The sequence below is a fragment of the Cellulomonas pakistanensis genome, assembly GCF_016862755.1.
Classification (GTDB): domain Bacteria; phylum Actinomycetota; class Actinomycetes; order Actinomycetales; family Cellulomonadaceae; genus Cellulomonas; species Cellulomonas pakistanensis.
The window spans coordinates 87,113-110,046 of record NZ_BONO01000010.1; the positions used below are offsets into that span (position 1 = coordinate 87,113).

The following is a 22,934-nucleotide window of genomic DNA, read 5'->3' on the forward strand; positions in this document are numbered from 1 at the left end:
AACTGCCGCGCGCGCACGGCCGCCCGGCTACATTCGCAGCCGAGGGGGCAACGATGGCAGAAGGTCGTGTGAAGCGGTGGTTCGTCGTCGCAGCGGCTGCGACGCTGGCAGCGGTGATCGGGTACACCGTGTCGTTCTCGATCGCTTTCGATCGTGGCGATGCGGGGCAGGACCCGGGCCCCGCAGGAGCCATCGTGTGGCCCGCGGCACTGATCTCCCTGGCCGGTTCGATCGCGAGCGTCACGCTGATGACCGTGTGGCTCTCACGGCGCGGCAGCCGGGCAGCGAGCGCGTAGACGAGGGGCGGATCTTGGGACGCGGCCTTCCTCGGCGGAGGCGGACGACGTCCTGAACGTGCGTACGCGGTGTGTGCGCAGGCTGGAATCCGAGCGGAGCCGCCGGGCCCGGGCGGGGCGCGTCTTAGGCCCGCGACGTCGGTCATCGGGAGCTACGCCTCACCGAGCACCGCCGGATGTCCGGTGCGCCGGCGGCGTCGCACGCCCGCGGAGCCAGTCGGGCAGGTGCTCCGGATCCCGCGGGAACCGGCGCAGGTCCTCCCGCCAGGCCTCCGGCGCGAACTCCATCAGGGGCGCGTTCTCATAGTCGACCTCGATGCTGATCCGCCCAGCCGCCTCAACCGCGACACGCGCGGTGAACCAGGTGCCGAGCCGGGGCCGGTAGACCGCGCGACGGAACTCACGGAGCAGCCGTGTCCCCTCGCGGGGGACCGGACCGGTCACCTTGACCACGCTGCCGTCCGGCATGCGCACCCCGAGCCGGCTGCGGGTCTCCGGCCCGACGCACACGACTGTGAGGTCAACGGCGACCCAGCCGGGCGGCGCCACCCGCTCGAGGGCGGTCCCGATCGCCTGGTACCTCCCCGAGACGCGCGCTAGGTGTACTCACCAAGACCGTTGTTGACGTGAAGAGAGACCTCCGGGTCGAGTTGGAGCTGTCTAGGAACCGACTCTGACCAACGGAGGTCTCTCGTGTCCCACGCTAACGCCCGGCTGACCCCTGCCGGCAGGTTGACCATGGTTCAGCGGATCGCTGCGGGCCGTCCGGTCGCGCATGTCGCCGCGGAGATGGGGGTCTCCCGCACGACCGCGTGGCGGTGGTGGCGCCGGTTCCAGGCCGAGGGGCCGGCGGGCCTGGTCGACCGGTCGAGCGTGGCTCACAGCCACCCGCGGCGGACCGCGGCGTGTGTCGAGACCCGGGTGCGGATCGCCCGGATGCTCACCCGTCGCGGGCCGGTCTCGATCGGGCGGCTGGTCGGGTTGCCGGCCTCGACCGTCGGTCGTGTCCTGCACCGCCACCGGGTCCCGCGCCTGGCGGACTGCGACCCGCTCACCGGCCACGTCATCCGCGCGACCCGCCGCTCGGCGAACCGTTACGAGCACCCCCACCCGGGGTCGCTGGTCCACATCGACGTCAAGAAGCTCGGGCGGATCCCCGACGGCGGTGGCTGGCGCGCGCACGGACGCTCCGAGCAGGTCCGCGGCCGCGGGATCGGCTACGACTACGTCCACACCGCGATCGACGACCACTCCCGCCTGGCCTACGCCGAGATCCACACCGACGAGAAGGGCACGACCGCCGCGGGGTTCTTGGCGCGCGCCGCGGCGTTCTATGCCGGGCATGGCATCCGAATCGAGCGGGTCATCAGCGACAACGCGTTCGCCTACCGCAACTCCCGCGTCTTCCACGCCACCGCAGCCGACCTGGGGATCGTGCAGAAGTTCATCCGCCCGCACTGCCCCTGGACCAACGGCAAGGTCGAACGGCTGAACCGCACCCTGGCCACCGAGTGGGCCTACTCCCGCATCTGGTCATCCAACGCCGACCGCGCCGCAGCCTTGCCCGCCTGGCTCCAGCACTACAACCTGGAACGACCCCACCTCGGCATCGGCGGACTCACACCCATCGACCGCGTCAACAACGCAACGGGTCAGTACAGCTAGGCGGTGGGCGGGATGTTGGTATCCGTCCGCTCATGCCACTCGATGTGCTCCTGGTAGTCAGCGTCATGCGCCTCGATGACCGCAGCGAAGCACACATCGCAGCGCCGGATCATCACGAAGTTTCCGTTGCTGTCGGTGAGCGCGATGGTGCCGTCGGGGATGCTCGAGCCGTGCGGCAGGTTCGGAAGGTTGGTCATGGCCTCGGAGCCTACAGACGATGGCTCACTAAGGCCCGGGTACTGGCGTAGCGCCCCCGCATCCCGGCGCGGCCCCAGCCGCGGCGGCAAGACCCGTACGCGAGGACGTAGCCGGAGCAGCTCGAGGCGAGGCTCGCGACCGAGGCGGCGATCGCTATGGGGCCCCGCGACATGTCGCTGCAGAAGACACCGCTCCTGAACCAGGTTCGGAGTGACCAACGTTGAGCCACCAAGTGAGTAGGAGCAGGCCGTCGCCGCGAACTCCGCGCACATGGCAACTCCGTCACCTGACGAGGAGCACCACGCGGCGCTCGTCGTCTCGCACGTGCTCGGGCGGAGGACCGCAGCGTGGCGGTGCCGACGCCGTCGCGGCAGGTGTCGCTGCGGGAGTCCGTGCGGTCCACGGCGTCGGCGCGGCTCGCGCTGGCCGGCGGGGCATCGGTGTCGGCCGTATCGGTGCACCGGAACTCGGACGGGATCGCCGAGGCGCTCGGGCTGGTCGAGGCCGGCGAGGTGTGGGCGGTCCTGTGCCCGACGGACCCGCGGGCGCTGGAGGTGCTGCGGGCGGCGCGGGGGCTGGGGCTGTCGGTGCCCAGGGACGTGTCGGTGACCGGGTGCGACGGGGTGCTGCCGGGGTTGGACCTGATCGGGCCGACCTCGGTGCGGCTGCGCGTGGAGGAGCTGGCGACGCGGGTGGTGGCGCACCTGGTCGGGCTGATGCGGGAGGCACCGGCGGTCGGTGGGAAAGTTCAGACCCGAGCACAGGTCGGGACTGGAGGACCACCAGCACACGCCGCTCGAGCCGTAGCCAGACCTTCACGTGTGCGGCGGGCACCACCAGCGCGGGCAGCCACAGACGGGCGAGCTGCCCTGCCGGTGCGCACCGGGAGTTTGCTGCTGAACCACCTGCCAGCCCCATGGACCAACCATCGAGCCTCTGCGCGCGGCGAGAAGCCGGCGGATGGAGCACGATTTCGCCCACCTCCACCACCCCACGGCGTCTAGCCTGTAGCGCAGTGTCCAGCGCCTGGCCCCGCGAACTTCGCACCCGTGTGGGATGGAGTCTGCATCGATGCAGCAGAGAGAACTTCCGCTAGCAGTCGAACGCCTCTACAGGCACGTGACAAGCCACCCATCCGACACCTCCGCGATCGCCGAACTGGCCATTCACTTGGCTGAGTCCGGATCCAACCGGCCGATCGATCACTCTTGCGCCGACGTCGCATCCACCGGCGGACCGAGTTCTTTGACGACACTCTTGTGCCCGCTTGGGCTGCGCGCTCTGGGATTCACGGTGGCAAAGTTGGGCGTTCCTGGACGACCCGCTGGAGGCATCGACGTTCTCGGAACAATCCGAGGCTATCGAACTAAACTCACCCCGCCTGAAGTCGATCGGGCCATCGCCAAATCCGGATATGCCCATTTCGCCGCCGGCAGCCATTGGGCGCCCGCAGACGCCGCGCTATTTGCACTCCGCCAGAAGGAGGGCACTCAGGCGGTACCCGCGTTGGCCGCAGCCAGCCTTCTGTCTAAGAAACTTGCCGCGGGGGTCGGAATCGCAGCACTCGAGGCACGAGTAGCTCCACATGGGAACTTCGGCGCCACGGTAGGCGAGGCCAAACACAGCGCCGAGACCTACTGTGCAGTGGCGAAGCTGCTGGGCCTGCAGGCGATCGTGATAATGACCGATGCCGCAACACCCTATCAGCCAAATATCGGCCGAGGCGAGGCCCTTTCCGCGCTCGACGACGTGATAAGCGCGAATCAAGGCGACCCATGGCTGCACGAACATGCACAAATGTGCCGACGCATCGTTGATATTGTTGCCGCTCGTGTCGGCACCTCAGCGCGCCCCGCCACCCCCGCTCACCCCGCCACCTCGTACTTCGCCCTCTTGGCTGCGCACCTCGAGGCGCAAGGGGCCTCGATCGGCGCCTTTCGCAATCGAGTTGCAGCGGTGAAGAGCCAACCATCCTTCGTGGTTCGCGCCGCTGGCAGCGGCTTCGTCCGCTATGACCTCGCGGCGATACGGTCAGCGCTGTCGAAAGCGGGCAACAGCACAGGCACCAACCCTTTTCCCGGCAGGTACCCGGACCCAGCGGGAGTCCGACTGTTGCAGCCTCCTTGGCGCCGTGTCCAGGAGGGCGAGCCCGTACTTAGGCTTCGCGGTCTCGAAGCGAGCCTGATCAACGCTGCCCAGTTGTACGAAATGTCGGCAGAAGCATCGCGTCGATCGAATACGATTCTAGGGATCATGGCGAATGACTAATCTGACGTGCTTTTGGCATCCGAAACTCGGATACTTCGACCTCTCCCTCGACGATCGCTGCGAAGACTGCGGACGGGAGATGCGGCATCCACTCACACACTTGCCCGTCGAGAGCATTCGCGACTATGAGGTCGTTTCGGCGATCGACCGAGGATACTACAGCGCCACGTTTGCTGCGCGCGGCCCCCTGGGCCAAATGGTGTGCCTGAAGGTAATCCCGAAGGCCATATATGCGCTTCGCGGCAAAGACTTCCGCAAGGAGAGCGTGCTTCACGCAAGCATCGCCGAAGGAACACAGCACCTAGTAAATATTAGGGACGCTTTCGATTTCGATGTCACCTTTAGCGGTGACAGCGAGTCTATGCCTTGCCACATCGCTGTACTGGACTACGTGCAAGGCGAATCTCTGCGAGCCAAATTGGAGCAACCGGATCTCGCCGCCACTGCGATCGCACAGATCGCTGTCGACCTCCTGCGGCTGCTACAAGAACTCGAAAACAAGCAGGTCTACCACAACGACCTACATGCGGGCAACATTCTTGTACAGACGTTGCCCTCCGAAGCACAACGCGGCGGAGACGCGATCGACTCGTACACAAAGGCCGTCGCGGTTGATCTCGGTTCTGTTCTGGACGCAAGCCGGAGCGACGAGAGCACGCAGGTGGCCGACAACCACCAGGTAACCACCCACCTGATGCGCCTGGCGCTCCAAGCAACGCCGGATCCCGCTTCCGCGCCAGACCTGGAATTCCGACTTGCTCTAGCACTGAACGAGATCGCGGACCTGCTGCGACCCGATAACCTAGCTCAAAGAGCGCCGAACTACACGGACTTGATCACCAACATTCATTCGGCTTTCATCACAGCATCGTCTCCTTGGATGACGCCGCCTGCCGGCCTGAGTCGCTTTGGCGATTCATTCAACGCGCAGACAATGCGCCCGTGGTTTGTTCCTCGACTATTGGTGGATCCGGACGGAGAGTGGCAGCGCCGCATCGAGTCTCCTGGTCCAATGGTCATCACGGGCATGCGAGGCTGCGGCAAGACGATGCTCTTGCGCGCGCTTCAATTCCATGCGCGGGCGAGTGTGGGAGCATCAGACTCAAGTTCGACCGAAATGAGCACTGACGCCGCCATCCGTCTGCGCCAGGATGGATACGTCGGCCTCTACGTGTCGTGCAATCGCCTACTCGACGGTCTTGGTAAACCGGACGGCCCCCTGCACGAGCCGCACACGCGCCTTTTTCTCTGCTATGCGCGGGAAGCTCTGCAGGCGCTCCGTCATTTGACTGATATTGCGGGTCGGTCGTCCGTTAGTCCCGCCGCGCCATTGCCCATCGCGTCGGTGATCTCGCTGCACGTCACAGGATCGGATATCAAAGCGGGCGATGATATTCACGTGCTGGAACGCAAGATCCTCAAAATGCTCCGATCTTTGGAGAGCGGAGCCGCCGTGCATCGGCTCGAATCTCATCCCGCGATCGCCATGCCAGCACTTGCTACGGCGATCACCGAGTGCACCGACGTTTGGAGCGGCGCGCGCGTCTTGTTCCTGCTCGACGACGTCTCGACGCGGCATCTCAATGAGGAATCGATTCAAGCCCTCCTGTCAAGCTTGATGTTCCCGAGCGAGACCTGCGCCTTCAAGGTGACGACGGAAGCGCAGACGCTTGAACTCGTCTTGAAGTCCCCTGGTCTCGTTGAGACAGCGAGGATCGGTCGTGACTATGAGACTTTCGATCTGGCGTCGGCGATTTACTCGAAGTTGCGCGACAATAACGGCCGCGCGGGACGAGACTTCGTGGCAAATGTGCTCCAACAGCGGGCGGACTTGACAGCGACTCATCCCGAGCGGTCGCCACGCGAACTGCTCGGCGACCGGCCGCTCATCGAGATTTCGAGGCAGATCGCGAGCAGTACGGAGACATCCTCCGCTCGCAAAGACGTATATTTTGGGATGAGCGCGCTGGCCGCCGTCTGCGTCGGTGACATCGGCGACGTGATCTCTATCTATGAGTTGATCCTCGCTCGTGCTGGAGGATCAACCGCGATCCCGATCGCTCCTGCTCATCAATCTGGCGCATTTCAGGAGTTCTGCTCGCGACGCCTCTACCAGTTGAGCCGCAGGAAGGGGAGGCTAAAACTCATCGCGGACGGTTTCGCGAAGGCTTCACACGATCTCCTCGTTCAATCGGCGCGCCGGAACGATGGATCTCGGATACGAGACTATGCGAGCATCTACGTCAGGGTAACGTCGGGCGACATCGACGGTCAATTACTACAACTGCGGGAGCTCATGGACGCGGGCGTGTTTGTTTTAACGGGCGGTCCCGACGCTCCGCGAACCAAGACGCGAGACTCGGACCCCATCGCGCAATATACGCTCACATTCCGAAAGCTACTCGGGCTTTCCAACGCGATCGGCCTGACTCAGCGCGACCGGTTCGAGCTGTCGGGCCAGAATCTGATCGATTTTCTCGAATCGCCGGAAAACTCGCGGGAAATTCTGAAGAAGAACTTGGCAGCGGGCCGCTCAGGGACTGCAACGTTCGTGTCCGCGCCTGGGCCAGCGCCAAGGCTCGACGAGATCAAGAGTTCGAGCCCGACAGCAACGCGCGCCGCTGCTGCACCGCAGACTTTATTCGAGAGCGTCGCAACCACGCGAGGCGTCGAATCTCCTCCGGCTGCGATTACGGCGAATAGCGCGCCGTTGGAGACGGTCCCCTATCCGGACATCATAAACGTCGACAACACCAAACTTGCCGACCTTCACGTCAACACTCTGGTGACGGCCCTCGGGTTCGAGGATCGCGCCTTGATTTCCACGCAGCGTGCGCTCAGCGCCCTCACGCCCAACCGCGTCGTGGCTATAACGTATCCGTCAGGCCCAGGAGGAATCGATTTTGAGAACGCCCTGGATCGCAGCGGGGCGGAAGTGTCTTACGTAGACGCGGATAGCCCTATCGACTTTGCTCCGAGTTCGCTGCCATCACTTTCCGCGATCGACACGACCGGCATGACTAAGCCTCATATCTATCATGCCGTCCGCTCGCTCCTCAGCCGCGATGGCGCAGTGGTCGTGGTTCACACCGAAGCGGAGGAGTACTACCCGCTCAACGAAGACGTGGGGGCTCGCCTCTCCCTCGCTCCCGACGACGATTACGCGCGGCTAGAGGCCTGCGGAGATATCCTCACAGGCGAGAAGCGGCCCTATCATTTTGTCTCCATGCATAGCGCAGACGTCGACGACGGCCGGCGTAGGGTGCTCCTCGCTTCAAGTTCCGCTAAGCATGAGCGCCTGTTCTCTCTGTTGGAGGAGCGGGATTACGACCACGTTGAGATCCTGATCCCTGAAGGTTCGTCCCCTCGTAAAGATTTGGCCCGGCTAGCTGCGCGCGTCGCGGCCAAGGATTTTCACTCGTCGCGGTTTCGCCAGGTCGGTTCGAGTAGCGCCACGGATGTACTTGCAGTTGCGCGAGCAACCTACGAAGAGTTCTACAAGCGCGCCAATTTCAACTTCGAGGTGGGGCTCACGGGATCGAAACTTCATACTGTTGCTCTCGCCGCCGCCAGCACCGCGCTCAAGTTTTCACAAGCGTGGTACGTGCGCCCGGATGAGTTCGACCCCGCTCGCTTCACGACCGGCGCAGGAAACACGTCGATGCTGCTTATCACGTCACCGCGCGCGAGAGAAAGCGGGTGAGAGTTGCTTTGATATGCTCTGCGATCTGTCCAGTGGGAGCCGACCGAGCCCTCGGCGTCAGAGCGCTTTTGCGAGGTGCGAACCCAATGCCTCGCCGAGTCTGATCGGCACCGCATTCCCAATCTGCCGCGCGATCTGCGCGCGGTCCCCCACCCACCGGTAGTCGTCCGGGAACCCCTGCAGCCGAGCCGCCTCCCAGTGGGTGATGGCCCGGTGCTGCGTCGGGTGCAGGAAGCGACCCTTCTCGGGTTTGAAGAACTCGGTGCGGATGGTGACCGACGGCCGTTCCCACTCGAGCCGGCCCATTACGTCGCTCGCGCTGCGCGGGTTGTTCCGCCAGCAGTCCATGCTGAGCTCGTCGGGCAGGTCGAGCCGGCTCCCCCCGTAGGGCACCGCCCGGAACCGCTGCTGGTAGAGCGGGCTCCAGTCACGCGTGATGTGCAGGTCCGGGCCCTTGAACGGACCTGGCAGCCACGCGCGCCCGAACGGGGTCCGGCGCGGCGGGAGGGACAAATCGCCGGTGAACGGCCGAATGCCCTGGAGGGCCTCGCGGACTGTTGTGCGCTCACCCGCGGTCGCCGTCGGGTGACCAGGGTGGTCGATGTCCCGCCGCACGCCGATAACGATCACCCTCTTGCGAACCTGCGGAGCGCCGAAGTCAGCCGCGTTCAAGATTTCGGCGCGGATGTCGTAGTCGGCGAGCTCACCGCCCGCGAACGCCTCCAGGAACGCCGAGTACTCGCCCGACTTCAGGAAGGCCGGAACGTTCTCCATGACGAAGGCGCGGGGCATCGCGCGACGGACGACCTCGGCGTACGGGCGCCACAGGGTGTTGCGGAGGTCTTCGGGGTCCTGCTTTCCGAGTGTCGAGAACCCCTGGCAGGGCGGGCCGCCCAGCACCACCTCCGCGCAGGGGGTGGGCTCGTCCTGGAGCCACCGCCGGATGTCCCCCGCGTAGACGACGGGGCCGAAGTTCTGCGCGTACGTGGCAGCCGCGGCCACGTCCATCTCGACCGCGCGTACCGTCGCGTAGCGGTTGCTGCCCTGTTGGAAGCCCAGGCTCAGCCCTCCTGCCCCGGCGAACAGGTCGAGGACCCCGATCTTGTCGCCCGACGACCTGTCATCCGCCGGGGTCGGGGGCGTGTTATGCACCCGGCGATCGTAGACGCGACGGGCTCCGTTCCGGGGCGCCGCGACGTGCCGTCCCGTCGATCAGGTTCCGAGCCCGCCAGCCTGCAGGAGCCGGCGCCCGATCGCTGCCGCGAGCGGGATCGGCACGGCGTTGCCGATCTGCCGGGCGATCGCGGTCTTGGACCCGACCCAGCGGTAGTCCTTCGGGAACCCTTGCAGGATCGCAGCTTCGAAGTGCGTGATCGCGCGAGGGCGGACGGGGTGGAGGTACCGCCCCTTCTCGGGCTTGAAGAACTCGGTGCGGATGGTCACTGCGGGCCGGTCCCAGTGGAGCCTGCCCATGACGTCGCCCGACCCCGAGGTGTGTCCGATCCAGCACCTGGCCTTCAGATCGTCCGGGAGGTTGAACCGGTTACCACCCGGCGGGATCGCCGCGAACCGCTTGAGCGAGATCGGTCGGTAGTCGCGTCCGATGTGCAACTCCGTCGACGCGAACGGACCGGGCATCGCCGCGCCGACCGCGGTCAGCGTGGTTCGTGCCGGCAGATCGTTCGACTGCGGCTCGCCCTCGACGTCGGCGAACGCCTGGGCGACCGTGCGGTGGTTCCCGACGTGCGTCGGCTCGGGCCACCCCGGGAAGTCCAGCTCAGCACGGTGCCCGATCAGGACCGCACGCTTGCGGGACTGGAACGCGCCGTAGTCGGCCGCATTGAGCACCTGCGCCTGGAAGCGGTAGCCCTCGAGCATGCCGCCCGGGGCACACGCGGCGACGAACTGCGCGTACTGGGGCGACTTCATGAACGCGGCGACGTTCTCGACGACGAAGTACTTCGGCCGCGCCTTGACGATCGTCCGCGCGTACTCCAGCCACAGTGCGTTGCGGTCGTCCTCGATGTCCTGCTTGCCGAGGGTCGAGAAGCCCTGGCAGGGGGGACCGCCGACAATTACGTCGACCTCGGGGACGCCCTCATCCTGGACCCAGTCCTGGATGGCCTTGACGTGGACGCGGGTCTCCGGGTGGTTCACCGCATAGGTGGCCGCCGCGGCCGGGTCCATCTCGACCGCCGCGATCGTGGTGAAGCCACCGACCTCGTGGAGCCCGGTGGTGATGCCCCCGGCGCCTGCGAAGAGGTCCAGCACGGTCAACTCGCGCGTACGGTCCCCAGGCAGGACCGAATCGTCGCGATCCTGCACGACAGTCATGGACGAAGGATACGTTTGCACCACCGACACGGCCGACCGACTCGCCGGCTCGAGCGGGCGAACGGGGAGGTCAGTGCGCGTGACCGCGGCACACCCGGAGGGACTACCGACACCACCCCGCCACGTCGCGGCCCCCAGCTCACCCGCGGTCTCCGCCCGCATGGCCCGTCAGGGCCGTCGCGACACCGCACCCGAGCTCGCCCTCCGACGCGAGCTGCACCGGCTCGGACTCCGATACCGCGTGGATCGGGCGCTACCCGGTATGCCCCGACGGCGAGCGGACGTCGTGTTCACCGCGGCGCGCCTCGCCGTGTTCGTCGACGGGTGCTTCTGGCACGCGTGCCCCGACCACGCCACCCAGCCCGCCTCCAACGCCGCGTGGTGGCGCGAGAAGCTGGCGACGAACGTCGCCCGCGACCGGGACACCGACGCCCGCCTGACCGCGCAGGGGTGGGAGGTGCTGCGCTTCTGGGAACACGCCGACATGCGCGCCGCCGCCGGACTCGTCGAGGACGCCTGGCGGCGGCGTCGCGCGGGACTCAGCTCGTCAGGTTCGCCATCGACACGGCCCGCTCCCGGAGAACCAGCGACCTGAGTTCCGCCTCGTCGAGCCAATCGAGGTCGAGGAACGCGGTGAGCCGGAGCAGCCGCTTCAGCAGGTCCCGCAGGACATCCCTGCCGGTGGCGTCCGTCGACTCGGCCGTCACGCGCACGACCATCCGGACGAGCGACGGCGTCGCCGCCACGGATCGCCGGCGCGCCATCACCTGGTCCAGGTCGGCCTCTCCCAGGGCCTCGAGCATCCAGTACGGGTCGTCGACCCGCGTCTCGTCGCGCAGGACCTGAGCACGCCACCACAGTCGCGCAAGCGTGTGTCGGGTGAGGTCGGTCCCCTTGAACCGGTCCGCCACGAACTTTCCGGCGTCGTTCGCCGGGAAACGCCACGCGCACACGTCCGGGAGGAGCACGAGGGCGAGGTACGCCCACACCTGGCGCTGGGACGCCTCTCCGGCGGTCAGACCCATGCTCGCGTGCAGGATCCGGGCGACGCGGCGGTCGAATCCGTTGCGGGCCTCGACGCCCGGACGTGCGGGGTAGCCGTGGTCGACCGCGGCTCGGCGCACCTCCTCGCGCAGGCCGATGAGCTGGTCGCGGTGTACGCGCATCCCGCCGGACGCGGCATAGACCGCTCGGGCGGTGGTGATGGCTGCGGACGGGTCCGCGGCTCCGGCCGCGACGTCGGACAGACGTGCGAACAGCGTCTCGGTCTCGGCGGGCAACAGTCGCGGATACAGGGTGCTCACGATGACGTCCTCGGGAACCGGAGGGAACTCTGCGCCTGCGCACGGACCAGGGACGGGTCGTTGCGCCGCTCATCGCGCAGCCGGGCGACGGCCTCGTCGACACCCTCCCCCGGGCGGCTCAGGAAGGAACGGATGAGGTTCGTGACCAGGTCGCCGGTCGACAGCTCGTCCGCATCGGCCCGCGACGGCACGTACTCCTCGTCGTCGAGCGCTCGCCCGACCAGATCACAGACCACGTCGACGGTCAGGGTGTCCCAGAGGGCCGCCGCCGCGGAGTCGGTCGGGTCGAGTGCGTCGGCGACGGCCCGGTTGTCGACGTTGAGGAGGACGAGGAGGTTGCCCATCGCCGGAGCTCTCCAGTCGGAGCCGTCGAGGCTGACGTACCACGCCGCGGCCGCCGGCAGACCCTGCTCGGAGAAACGGACGGGAGCGATCGGCAGCAGACCACCGCTCCCCTCCAGCGCCAGTTTGACGGTGTCGTTCCACAGCACGCTGCCCGCGCGACGCGCCGTGAACCCACCGCTTTCCGCCTCGTCGATCCGGACCAGCGTGGTCTCGAGGACCAGGTCACCCGCGAGCTGCCGGCCGTCGACGGTGGCCACGAGCAGCGCCTGGGCCCACCCCGAGGTGGCGTCGGGAACCAACGGCACGAGAGCCGCGGAGTGCCGCACGTAGGACCCGGTGGCCCAGTAGCGGACGTGCAGCGCGAGCGGCACCTCGACGTCGAGGCCAGCCTCCTTGGCCGTCTTCAGGACATCGACACGCACCAGACGCTCGAACTGGAGCAGCGACTCGTAGTCCCAGCCGGGCAGCACCGTGGTGACCGGTGCGCCGTTCAGCGTCCACGACTCGGGCGCGACCGACGAGGTCGGCACGGGATAAGGCATCGCCCTCACGACACGTTCTCCGCCCACTCGACGTCGATCTCCACTGCGGCGTCCTCGACCGGTCGCGCGAGGAGCTCGATCTCCTCCGCAGCGACGTCGACCTCGGTGCCATGGACGACGGAACCGTCCTCGCGGCGCCAGCCGACGACCTGCGGCTGCTCCGCCGAAGCGGGGGCGGAGGTCTCCACGCCCTCACCGGTGACGACGCCGATCAGGCCCCGCACCCGGCCGGGGGCGGCGGTCCGGACCCGCTGGACCAGCAGCCATGTGCCGTCGAGGTTCTCGAACCGCGGGTGGTCGAGCAACTGCGGCCGACGGGTCCGACCGGACCGCCCACCGGGTGCGCCGGCAGTGCCGCCACCGCCCGCGTCTCCCCGCGCGCGGTCGGCGCCCGGTGTCGGCGGAGCGGTAGGGGGCGACGCCGCACCGTCGTCCCCCTCGAGCGGGGCGCCGGTGCCGACCCCTGCCAGGAGAAAGCCCAGCCGCTGGGACACTGCCCCGACGGGCGTGCTCTCGACGACCTTCGGAGCGTGCTTCGGGCCGGCCAGGTCGGCACACCGCTCCGAGAGCCTCCGACGCGCCACACGCACGTACGTGGCCTCGTACCCGGTGAGCTGGGCGTCGACCCACGCGTCGTGGGTCGGCGGCTCGGACCTCGAGAAGACCGTGTCCAGGGCGTCGTCCACCTTGAAGACGCCGGCGTACCCGAGCTCCGGGTGCGACTTCGCCTGGCCCTGGTAGTACCCGACCACCAGATCGGGACGACGCATCAGAGCGACGTGGTGCGGAGCGGTGTCGCGCTCCAGACCCAGCTCCTCGGCGGCTCTGCTCCTCACGCGCGCGCCGAGAGTGGTCTCGGCCGCGAAGTGACCCAGTAGCCGGCGCGGGTTCTTGCAGTGGATCTCGGTGTCGGCACCGTGCCCGGCGGCGCGACGGTAGGCGGTGGCGAAGTGTGCCAGCGTCGCGTCGGTCGACTCGTCGGGCACGGCTACGGTGTCTCCGTTCACCGTGACCGTCACGTCCATCCGGGGCGCCCGGTCCTCGAGCGTCAGGGGCCACAGGTTCCACGCCGCGGCGTCGGCGAGGAACTCGCCCGCCTCGCGCATCGAGAGATCCGGCGCGACGTCCTCGTCGTGGGACGGGTCACGCAGGTCGGGGTCCAGGACGACCACGGTCGTCCCGGTGGCGCCGTCGTCGAACGCGGGCAGGCCGAGCCGCTCGGCCATCCGGGTCGCATCCTCGTCCATCAGCGGCTCGCAGTGGTCCTCCTGCGCGTCGCCCCACCAGTGGCGGCCCGTGAACGGACGCTGCTCGTCGTTGTACGAGGCGAGCAGGGAGGACCCGATGAGGCGCGTGCGTAGCCGGCCGTCCGCGTCCCTGAACCGGGTGTGGATGAGCACGGTGCCGACGCGACTGGCGAGGAAGAACGCGCCCTTCCCGTAGCCGTAGGTGCCGCCCCCGCCGTCGGTGTCCTGCTTCTCCCCCGAGTTCAGGACGAACGAGAGCCAACCCCGCTGACCGGGCTCTGCGAACCGGTCCGACCGCGTCGGGCCGCCGAGGCCGCTCGTCCCGCGGTCGACGACGGCCAGGTACCGGATCGTCGGACGACGGAGCACCTCGTTCAGGCTCTGGAGTGCCCCCGACTCACGGGGCGCGCCCCTGAGCAGTTCGCGCCACGCGGGCATGTGCGACGGACCGACCGCCCGCAGGTCGAGCGTGAAGCGCACCCGGCGGGACTCCTTCGCATCCCACGAGTTCTGCGCCGCCTCGCGCACCAGGACGGTGAGCACCGACAGCTCGGGACGCCCCAGCTGGTTGCGGAGTCCCTCCGCGGTGATGCCGCCCGCGGGTGAGAACGGCTGGGAGAACCACGAGGGCTCGCTCATCGCTGCTCCAGGAAGGTTGTGAGGAGATCGTCGACGGGCGCGGTCTCGGCCGCGACGACGTCGAGGTCCACGAGGTACTCGACCGCGCCGACGCCCGCGGGCACCGCCTGCTCGCGGAAGCGACCGGGGTGGATCGACGGAAAGTCGTCGTCGACCCGGTACCACCGCTGCTCGACGACCTCGAACCTGGCGGCCGCGATCTCCGGCTCCGACAGAGCGGGGAGCCCCAGCCGGTCCAACCGGTCCAGGACGGCCGCCGCACCCCCGCGTTCGAGGCAGCGCTCGATCAGCTCGACCAGACCGACGCCGGCTCCCGGATCAGCGGTGCGGAGTCGGAACCACACCAGGCCGAGCATCCCGCCCACGGGAGACTCGAGCTGGTCCGTGCCGTGGATCCGGATCAGCCGCCCTTCCTTGGTCAGGCTGGCCTTGACCTCGATCGCGTGTCGCGCCGATCGGAAGTCCTGGGCTTCCCCCAGCGGCCCGCTCCACGAGGACACCGCCTGCCCGTCGAGGTCCAGGAGCCGGTCGAGCACGAGGAGCTCAGCGGTCAGGCCGCCCAGACGGGGTGTCGTCCACACCCGGACGCCGGCTCCCAGAAGAGCGCGCCAGTCATCGAGGTGCGTCGACACCGCAGTCCCCGGGTCGTCCGGCCCGGAGAGAAGCGCGAGGCACACGTCCGCCGCGAGGCCCGTGAAGACACCGCTGAGGTCCGGCCGCGCGCACTCGAGGTCCGCATAGCGCAGGCTCCCCTCGCCGGAGGTCAACGCGCGTGTCGTCAGCCGGACGCCGCTGCCGCTGCGGTCCGTGACCTCGGGTGCGTCGGCGGCGATCGGCACGAGCAGGTGTCGGTGCCGATCGGAGTCGACGCCGACACGGACCGTCCCCGGCCCCAGCGGGATGGCGAGGTCGGTCGAGGCGATGCTCGGTCCGGACGGGGCGGGGAGCTGTGACCAGTAGTGCTCCAGGGTGCGGCGGAGCTCCGCCTCGACGCTGCCCCGACCCGTCATGAGCCGAGCTCGACAGCGTCCAGGTCCTCGGAGAGCACGGCGATGTCGATGTCCGGGTCGGCGATGGCGCCCGGGAACACCTTGGACAGGTCTGCCGCGACGAAGTCGTACTCGACGGTCAGGTCGACGCCGACCGAGGGCTGCGGGAAGACGAGAGCGACGCCCCAGACCACCTCAGCCGGCGCGTTCAGCTCCACGCGGTGCTGGGCAGTCGGCTCCGAGACCGGATCGATCGGGTACAGCATGACGAGACCCGTCTCCGGAGCCTGATCGAGCCGGAGCCGCGAGAATGCGGACCGGCCCTTGCCGTCCCAGCCGGTCGGAATCTGCAGGTCGACGGCCTCGTCGCGCGAACCACTGAGGGTCTTGATGTCCGCGTGGTCGAGGTCCTTCGTGTTGTCGAGGCGCGAGCGGCGCACCATGCCGACGGTCCGGCCGTCCGGGAGCACGATCGCCTTGTCCGCGTCGGCGGCGGGCTTGGCCATCACCGCGACGTTCCACCGGCGCAGACCGCCGGCCCGGACCCGTCCCTGGATGTACTGCTCGATCAGCGCGGGGTCCGCCTCGACCGACTTCGGGTGGAACCGGTACTCACGGATCAGTGACAGGACGGTGCTCGACGGCACGCCCCTCCAGAGCAGCTTCCCGGACTCCGTGGCGCCCTCGGGCGCCTCGGTCCCGAGCTCCTCGAGGAACGACCGGACGGCGTCGGCGTTCCCGGCGAGCCACCGCTCGGCGTCCTCACGGGGCTTCACGGGGAAGTACCGGGACTCGACGAGCTGTCCGCCGTACGCCGCAGCGGCCCGGACGGCGTTCGTCATCTTGCTGGGCGCCGTGACTTTCATCTTGGGGTGCGAACGGATACGCACCGCCATGTCGAGCGGCGACTTGTGCTCGATCAGGTACCGGTCGATCTCCTTGCGCATCTCGGCCTCGACCGTCGCGAGGTGCATGAACCACTCGCGCACCTCCGCCGGCATCCAGATCCGCGGCAGGTCGGAGTAGCCGGGGCGGTAGCCGAACCACCTCCCCATCTGCAGGAGCGTGTCGTAGACGTCGGCCGACCGGACGAAGAAGCTGACGACGAGCCCCTCGAGCGTGAGCCCACGCGACAGGGTGTTGCCGCCGACGGCGATCACCGTCTGCGGACCGTTGTCGTAATTGAGGCGGTCCTGGCTGCGGTAGTGGTCCAGGATCACCGTCGTGTCGGTCACCACCGAGGTCAGGTGGGCCTCGAGCTCCGCGAAGGCGATCGGGGTCTCGCCCAGGTCGTCCGCCGTGACGCGCCGGGACTCCTCCTCCCACAGGGCGAGCAGCTCGGACCTCACGTCGGAGCCACCCGCGCGGAGGGCGCGGAGAGTGTCTGCCCGCAGCTCTCGCAGCGGCACGGCGAAGGAGTCGTGGACCTGCGTGTCCGAGTGGGCGTGGACCAGCATCGAGGAGTGCCGGACCTCTCCGTCTCGCACCCGCCTCGCCGCCGTCGCCAGCCAGAACCAGAGCACCGCCCGACGGAGGGACCCGGTGACCTCCGGGACGAAGGTCGCCGCCTCGGCCCGGTTCTTGGGGCGGAGGTCCGGCAGCTCCTCCGTCGGGACGTCCCGGACGAGGTCGAGACCGCCGGGGACGTCCTCCGGGTCCTCCCCGTCCATGGGGTCGCGGCCGAACAGGGTCTCGGGACCCTGGTACGCGGCCGTGCGCTCGAGACTCAGGATGAAGTCGCGCGGGTAGAAGTCCTTGGTGTCCGCCGGGTCGATCAGGAGATTCGCGAACGGCGTCGCCGTGTACCCGACGTAGCAGGCCTTCGGCAGACTCTCCATGATGTCGGCGATCAGCGGGTTGATCGTCCTGGTCGCGACCGTCGCCTGATCGGCCTCGTCGTCGATGATCAGGGTCGGGACGTTCGCGAGGTGCTCCGAGGCACTCCGGAGCCACCGGCGCAGCTTCCGGAGGACGACCGCGTTCTTCTTCACGACGAGCAGCAGCGCCTGGTCGTTGCCGGCGAGGAGCGACGCGGCGTACGGCGGCGGGACGAAGTCCTGCTCGGGGCTCGTGAGCTGGTGCCACACGGTGGGGTTGGCCGAGACGATGTCGTTCACCAAACGGAGCTGCGTCTGCGTGCGTAGGGCGTTGTGGATCCCTGAGAGCACGATGAACATCCGGTACCCGCGGTCCGCCGCCTTGCAGATCACGGCGGTGAAGTTCGAGGTCTTCCCCGACTGCACGTGTCCGACCACCAGCCCCTTCGAGGAGAAGGCCGGCGTCGCGGGGTGATCGAGCATGGCGACGACCTTGCTCGACGCCCGGTCGATCTTCGCGGCCGCCTCCTCGCCGATCTTCCGGGCGAGCTGCTTCTCGAGAGGCGACCAGTTGACGTCTCCCGGGCGGGGTCCGGTGTACCAGGGCACGCGGCCCTCACGCGACAGCCCTAGCGGCTCCCGCAGCTGCACGATCTGCTTCGCCTCGAGGTCGTGGCGAGTGAGCAGGGCCTCGAGGCGGTCCTCCGGGATGCCCATCACACGCAGGTTCTGGATCGCCTCGTGCGGCTGTGACTGCGAGGCGAGCGTCTGGAACACCTTCCACGCCGCTTCCTCCGCGACACCGCCATGACTCATGCTGCTCTCCCCTGTCCGGTGACCGGCCGCGTCGTCACGGACTCGTCTCGGAGATCGTCACGGTCACGCGACCTCGCTCCGATCGCGCGTCGGCACACTAATGGCGTCACCCGTCAGGATCGACAGGGTGCTCTCACCTGTGAAGCGTGTCGGCCGCAGGTTGGGCCGGTCGGGTGACCGGCTGGGGTGGGGACGATGACGTCTGAACTCTAGGGACGTCCCGGTACTCAGCGCCCCCTTCCAACCGCCACTCACCCGACGACGCGACGGTGCCACCGCCGCCCGCCGGACAGGTCGAACACCGTCGTTGTGTCGTACGTCTCTCCGCGATCGTTTACATCCTCAGCGTCCTTCCGGAGTACGGGTTACGGAGCCTCGCCGCCGGCTGCAGTCATCGGCCGGTCGAGCACGAGGGTGCGCTCGTGGCCTAACGGGTCGCGGACGCGCTCGCCGATCGCCGCTGGCTAGTGGAGTGCGCGGTGCTCAGCCGCTCGCACGCAACGTCAGTCAGCGATCAAGAATCGGCGACGTGACCGCTGCCGCGCGGCGCACGTCGTGTGGGTGGGGTGCGCGATGATGGCGTCGTGGTGCCCCCCGTTCCTTCCCGAGACCCGTCCGACACCCCTGCCGCACGTAAGGCGCGGGGCGCGTTCTTCACCCCGGACGACGTCACACAGTTCATCGCCGAGTGGGCCATCAGATCCGAAAACGATGCCGTCATGGAGCCGTCCGCCGGGGATGCCGCCTTCCTCGTGGCCGCGGTTCGCCGGCTCCGCGCTCTATCCGCGGACGCATCGAGCACGCCGAGGATCGACGGCGTCGAGATCCACGATTATTCCGCTCGTGTCGGGCGGGAGCGGGTGCGAGACGCCGGCGGTCGAGCACAGATCAAAGTCTCCGACTTCTTCCTCGTCGAACCGACTCCGGCCTACGACGCCGTCATCGGTAACCCCCCGTACGTCCGCTACCAGGACTGGACCGGCGACTCCCGAACTCGGTCGCGCGCGGCGGCACTTCGCGCGGGGGTGGCGCTGTCCGGGCTCGCGTCGAGCTGGGCAGCGTTCACGGTGCACTCGGCGGCGTTCCTGAAAGAGGGCGGACGCCTCGGTCTCGTGCTGCCCGCCGAGTTGCTGGCAGTCAACTACGCGGCACCCGTGCGCAAGTTCCTCTTCAAGCACTTTCGGTCAGTCGAACTCGTGCTGTTCGACGAGCAGGTCTTCCCGGAAGCCGAGGCAGACGTCGTCCTCCTGCTGGCGAGCGGGTACCGCTCAGGGCCGACCGACCATGCCGTGATCCGTGTGGCCAAGAACGCAGCGGCTCTGTCCGGCTTGGGTAACGGCCAGCCGTGGGCGCCGATAGACCCGGCCGACAAGTGGACGGGCTCTCTCGTCGCCCCGCAGGCGACTGAGCCGCTTCGCCGACTCCGAAGCGAGGGCGCGTTCGTCGATCTTGAGACCTGGGGAGATACCACCCTCGGCATCGTCACCGGAGCGAACCACTTCTTCACGCTCTCGCCGGCGGCCGCCAAGCGGCTCGGGCTCCGTAGGAGCGAGCTCCTGCGGCTGTCTCCACCGGGTTCCTCGCATCTCCGCGGCCTCGACCTCACGCGCAGCAAGCTCACCAGGCTCGGACAGGCTGGGAAGGCCACGTACCTCTTCTACCCCCGCGACGAGCCGTCGCCCTTCGCCCAGGCGTACATCGAAGCTGGAGAGAAGACGGCTGTCGATGAGGCGTACAAGTGCCGGGTTCGAAAGCCGTGGTATCGCGTTCCGATCGTGAAGCCCGCCGACCTACTCCTGACGTGTATGAACGCGGACACTCCACGTCTCACGACCAATCGCGCCGGCGCTCATCACCTCAACTCCGTTCATGGGGTCTACCTCGCGCCTCCCCATCGCGATCTTGGCTCGGAGCTCTTGCCGCTTGCCAGCCTCAACTCGCTCACACTCCTCAACGCCGAGATGGTCGGCCGAGCGTACGGTGGCGGGATCCTCAAACTTGAGCCCAAGGAAGCTGATGTCTGGGCGATGCCCTCACCCGCCCTCGTGGAGGCGCGAGCGCCGGAGTTGCGCGCGGTCCGCAACGTCGTCGCACGCAAGCTCCAGGCGGGAAAGCTCCTCGACGCGGTCGCCATCGTCGATAGTGTCCTGCTGGTCGATGCCGGACACGTCACGGGAGAGCAGATGTCACACGTGAGAGAGGCGCGAGCCGAACTCGCCCGTCGCCGCACGGTCAGGGCGAGCAGTGGGCGCTGATTCGTCGAGCAAGCAGCGCGCGTGGGTGTTGTTCGACAGGATCGTCGACGAGGCGGCTGTAGACAGCGAGTACTCGAACCCGTGGGTGATCGACATGACCGGCGCCCTCCGATACGAACCTGACTTCGCCACCCTTGAGAGGCTCTTGGGTGTCCCGCTCCTCCTCCGCGCCGCCACCACGACCGGCGTCCCCGCCCTTGCGCTCGATGTCTGGATCGCCTACGAGCTGCGCCGGGCGGGCTTCGACAGGAACGCCGTCTGGCCGCGCGCAACCCATCCGAGGATCCTCCCTGCGCCTGTCGCGAAGTTGCTGGAGAAGGGTGCGCTTCCCGCCAAGATGCAGGCGGAACTGCTCGCGCGCCTTGAGAAGAAGGGCAACATCAAGGGAGTCACGCACTCATATGCGTCGATCCTGGGAAAGAACTACTTGAAGCAGGTCGACGTCATCCTGACGGACTGGGACACCGGCCCCGAGGTCCTGATCTCGACCAAGCGGATGGATTCGTCGTACGGAAAGAACGCACCCAACCGCATCGAGGAATCTTACGGCGACGCAAAAAATCTGCGCCTTCGCCACCCGATGGCCGCACTCGGATTCGTCTTCGGCCTGCGCAACGACGTTTTCGACAAAGAGCTCGCCACCGCGGATTGGCTTCTGGACCTCTTGGCGAAGCTCGGGCGGGAAGATGACGCCTATCACGCTACGTGCGTGATCTTGATCGAGTACGGCGACGAGGTTCTCCCCCCTGGCGACAATGGAGCTGACGACGAGGATCGCGCCGTGTCTGCCGGCCTTGAGCCGGCCGACGAGGACGAGGACGAGCCGCTCGTCATTGCTGACGCTCTGATCGACAACGACCTCAAGTGGCTGCCCAAGGTGCGGATCGACCACTCGCGCACGCCCGCCGCTCTGTCGCCCGCGCGTTTCCTCGCTCTGATGGTTGAGCACGTCCTGGATGCGACGCCTGTCAACCTGCACAAACAAGCACGAGACTTGCGACGTGCGCCGAACCCCGAGCGAGACGACCCAGCGACGAGTGCAGCGTCCTAGTCACCGCTCCGCGAGGCGATGACTCACGCAGTACGCATGGGCGGCGCGGGACGAGGGCCCGCGCCGCCCACGGGTCAACTCACCGCCGCCCGCGCGACAGGTCGAACACCGTCGTCGTGTCGTACGTCTCCCCCGGTCGCAGCGTCGTGCTCGGGAACTGCGGCTGGTTCGGCGAGTCCGGGAAGTGCTGCGTCTCGAGCGCCAGCCCGTCGGACTGCCGGTACACGTGCCCGCCGGTGCCGACGAGCGTCGCGTCCAGGAAGTTGCCCGAGTAGAACTGGATGCCCGGCTCGGTCGTCCACATCTTCAGCGTCCGCCCGGAGTCCGGGTCCCGGAGCTTCGCCGCCAGCTCCAGGCTGTCGTCGTCGGGTCGGTCGAGCACCCAGTTGTGGTCGTAGCCCTGCCCGAACAGCAGCTGCTCGAACGGCTCGCGGATGCGCTCGCCGATCGCCGTCGCCTCGCGGAAGTCCATCGGCGTGCCGGACACGTCGGCGAGCTCGCCGGTCGGGATCAGCGTCGAGTCGACCGGCGTGTAGCGGCTGGCCGGCAGCGTGAGCTCGTGGTCGAGGATCGAGGACGTGCCCTCGCCCTGGAGGTTCCAGTACGTGTGGTTCGTCAGGTTCACGACCGTCGGCGCGTCTGTCGTCGCGGTGTAGTGGATCTCGAGCTTCTGGTCGCGGGTCAGCGTGTACGTGACCTGCACGTCGAGGGTGCCCGGGTAGCCCTCTTCGCCGGCGGGGCTGGTGTAGTTCAGCTGCAGCCCGACGCTGCGGTGGCCCTGGTTCGGCGTCGCGTCCCACACCTTGGTGTCGAAGCCCTCGAAGCCGCCGTGCAGGCTGTTCGGGTCGTTGTTGATCGGCAGCTGGTAGGTGTTGCCGTCGAGCTCGAACTGGCCGTTGGCGATGCGATTGCCGTACCGGCCGATGATCGCGCCGAAGTACGGGCCGGGGTTGTTGTTGTCGAGGTAGCCCTGCAGGTCGCTGAAGCCCAGCACGACGTTCACCGGGTCGTTCCGGCCGTTCGGCACCTCGAGCGTCTGGATGATGCCGCCGTACGTGAGGATCCGGACGGTCATTCCGCGGTTGCTGAGGGTGTACCGCTCGACGGCGGCGCCGTCCTCGGTGGTCCCCCACGGCTCGGACGTGATGGTGGCCCTGTCGTGGTGCCCGCCTCCCTTGTCACCACCCCAGCGGTCGGTAGTGTCATCGGCTCCCAGAGCCGCAGGTCCGCCCGAGACGAGCAGTGCGGCGACTGCGAGCGGGGCTACGACCCCCACGAGGCCGCGACGGAGTTGGCGCATGCGCATGTGACTCCCCCTGTCCACGTCGGCCGGCGCCGCCCCTAGGACGTCGATGTCCCGCGGCGCGGCGACCCTGGCGCGTGACGTGGACGAGGTCGGGGGCCCGGAGGGGCGGTGCGGTCGTGATCGAAGCTATGGGCTGGAACACCGACCGTCAACGCGCGC

General features: G+C 67.9%; 17 protein-coding genes and 1 pseudogene. 8 read left to right on the top strand and 10 right to left on the bottom strand.

Going from position 1 to position 22,934, the window contains the following annotated elements; translation table 11 throughout:
- Positions 1 to 68: 68 nt before the first annotated feature.
- Positions 69 to 296: a hypothetical protein gene (locus Cpa01nite_RS08380; protein ID WP_203668304.1), complete on the top strand. Its 228-nt coding sequence runs from the start codon at positions 69 to 71 to the stop codon at positions 294 to 296.
- Positions 297 to 455: 159 nt separating this feature from the next.
- On the opposite strand, the gene Cpa01nite_RS08385 is transcribed toward Cpa01nite_RS08380, so the two are convergent.
- Positions 456 to 764, bottom strand: coding sequence for a hypothetical protein (locus Cpa01nite_RS08385; RefSeq protein ID WP_203668305.1), 309 nt, complete (start codon positions 762 to 764; stop codon positions 456 to 458).
- A gap of 225 nt (positions 765 to 989) precedes the next feature.
- Here Cpa01nite_RS08385 and Cpa01nite_RS08390 point away from each other — a divergent pair, with 225 nt between their 5' ends.
- Positions 990 to 1,961 (top strand): IS481 family transposase, encoded by a 972-nt coding sequence (locus tag Cpa01nite_RS08390; protein WP_203668306.1) that lies wholly within the window; start codon positions 990 to 992, stop codon positions 1,959 to 1,961.
- Here Cpa01nite_RS08390 and Cpa01nite_RS08395 read toward each other — a convergent pair.
- Complete coding sequence (locus tag Cpa01nite_RS08395) at positions 1,958 to 2,158, bottom strand: hypothetical protein (RefSeq protein ID WP_203668307.1); 201 nt, start codon at positions 2,156 to 2,158, stop codon at positions 1,958 to 1,960. The genes Cpa01nite_RS08390 and Cpa01nite_RS08395 overlap by 4 nt on opposite strands.
- A gap of 327 nt (positions 2,159 to 2,485) precedes the next feature.
- Here Cpa01nite_RS08395 and Cpa01nite_RS08400 point away from each other — a divergent pair.
- The 3 genes and pseudogenes from Cpa01nite_RS08400 to Cpa01nite_RS08410 form a co-directional block, all read left to right on the top strand.
- Positions 2,486 to 3,163: pseudogene (locus Cpa01nite_RS08400) on the top strand (substrate-binding domain-containing protein); the annotation flags it as partial.
- A gap of 67 nt (positions 3,164 to 3,230) precedes the next feature.
- Positions 3,231 to 4,427: a hypothetical protein gene (locus tag Cpa01nite_RS08405; RefSeq protein WP_203668309.1), complete on the top strand. Its 1,197-nt coding sequence runs from the start codon at positions 3,231 to 3,233 to the stop codon at positions 4,425 to 4,427.
- The gene (locus tag Cpa01nite_RS08410) at positions 4,420 to 8,130 is read left to right on the top strand and encodes an ORC-CDC6 family AAA ATPase (protein ID WP_203668310.1); all 3,711 of its coding nucleotides are present in this window, start codon (positions 4,420 to 4,422) and stop codon (positions 8,128 to 8,130) included. Before Cpa01nite_RS08405 ends, Cpa01nite_RS08410 begins: the two co-directional genes overlap by 8 nt.
- 57 nt (positions 8,131 to 8,187) lie before the next feature.
- Here Cpa01nite_RS08410 and Cpa01nite_RS08415 read toward each other — a convergent pair whose 3' ends face one another.
- Both Cpa01nite_RS08415 and Cpa01nite_RS08420 read right to left on the bottom strand, forming a co-directional pair.
- Positions 8,188 to 9,282, bottom strand: a complete 1,095-nt coding sequence (locus Cpa01nite_RS08415) for a DNA cytosine methyltransferase (protein ID WP_203668311.1) — start codon at positions 9,280 to 9,282, stop codon at positions 8,188 to 8,190.
- Between the two features lie 60 nt (positions 9,283 to 9,342).
- The gene (locus Cpa01nite_RS08420) at positions 9,343 to 10,464 is read right to left on the bottom strand and encodes a DNA cytosine methyltransferase (protein ID WP_203668312.1); all 1,122 of its coding nucleotides are present in this window, start codon (positions 10,462 to 10,464) and stop codon (positions 9,343 to 9,345) included.
- A gap of 160 nt (positions 10,465 to 10,624) precedes the next feature.
- Between Cpa01nite_RS08420 and Cpa01nite_RS08425 the strand changes: the two genes are divergently transcribed.
- A complete protein-coding gene (locus tag Cpa01nite_RS08425; protein WP_203668313.1) occupies positions 10,625 to 11,059 on the top strand; it encodes a very short patch repair endonuclease in 435 nt (144 codons plus the stop codon).
- On the opposite strand, the gene Cpa01nite_RS08430 is transcribed toward Cpa01nite_RS08425, so the two are convergent.
- The 5 genes from Cpa01nite_RS08430 to Cpa01nite_RS08450 are packed head-to-tail and all read right to left on the bottom strand — an operon-like array spanning position 11,004 to position 18,163.
- On the bottom strand, positions 11,004 to 11,768 hold the full coding sequence (locus Cpa01nite_RS08430; RefSeq protein ID WP_203668314.1) for a DUF6339 family protein: 765 nt from the start codon (positions 11,766 to 11,768) through the stop codon (positions 11,004 to 11,006). The genes Cpa01nite_RS08425 and Cpa01nite_RS08430 overlap by 56 nt on opposite strands.
- Positions 11,765 to 12,655, bottom strand: a complete 891-nt coding sequence (locus Cpa01nite_RS08435) for a hypothetical protein (RefSeq protein WP_203668315.1) — start codon at positions 12,653 to 12,655, stop codon at positions 11,765 to 11,767. Before Cpa01nite_RS08435 ends, Cpa01nite_RS08430 begins: the two co-directional genes overlap by 4 nt.
- Before the next feature lie 5 nt (positions 12,656 to 12,660).
- Positions 12,661 to 14,541 carry a hypothetical protein gene (locus Cpa01nite_RS08440; protein WP_203668316.1) on the bottom strand — a complete coding sequence of 627 codons (1,881 nt, stop codon included), beginning with the start codon at positions 14,539 to 14,541 and terminating at the stop codon, positions 12,661 to 12,663.
- Positions 14,538 to 15,551 carry a PD-(D/E)XK motif protein gene (locus Cpa01nite_RS08445; protein ID WP_203668317.1) on the bottom strand — a complete coding sequence of 338 codons (1,014 nt, stop codon included), beginning with the start codon at positions 15,549 to 15,551 and terminating at the stop codon, positions 14,538 to 14,540. The genes Cpa01nite_RS08440 and Cpa01nite_RS08445 overlap by 4 nt, the downstream gene beginning before the upstream one ends.
- On the bottom strand, positions 15,548 to 18,163 hold the full coding sequence (locus Cpa01nite_RS08450; protein ID WP_203668318.1) for a Z1 domain-containing protein: 2,616 nt from the start codon (positions 18,161 to 18,163) through the stop codon (positions 15,548 to 15,550). Before Cpa01nite_RS08450 ends, Cpa01nite_RS08445 begins: the two co-directional genes overlap by 4 nt.
- A gap of 587 nt (positions 18,164 to 18,750) precedes the next feature.
- Here Cpa01nite_RS08450 and Cpa01nite_RS08455 point away from each other — a divergent pair.
- Together Cpa01nite_RS08455 and Cpa01nite_RS08460 are read left to right on the top strand one after the other, a co-directional pair.
- Positions 18,751 to 20,418: an HsdM family class I SAM-dependent methyltransferase gene (locus Cpa01nite_RS08455; protein WP_203668343.1), complete on the top strand. Its 1,668-nt coding sequence runs from the start codon at positions 18,751 to 18,753 to the stop codon at positions 20,416 to 20,418.
- Positions 20,408 to 21,469 (top strand): hypothetical protein, encoded by a 1,062-nt coding sequence (locus tag Cpa01nite_RS08460; protein WP_203668319.1) that lies wholly within the window; start codon positions 20,408 to 20,410, stop codon positions 21,467 to 21,469. The genes Cpa01nite_RS08455 and Cpa01nite_RS08460 overlap by 11 nt, the downstream gene beginning before the upstream one ends.
- Positions 21,470 to 21,548: 79 nt before the next feature.
- On the opposite strand, the gene Cpa01nite_RS08465 is transcribed toward Cpa01nite_RS08460, so the two are convergent.
- Positions 21,549 to 22,775, bottom strand: coding sequence for an aldose epimerase family protein (locus Cpa01nite_RS08465; RefSeq protein WP_308439361.1), 1,227 nt, complete (start codon positions 22,773 to 22,775; stop codon positions 21,549 to 21,551).
- Positions 22,776 to 22,934 lie beyond the last annotated feature (159 nt).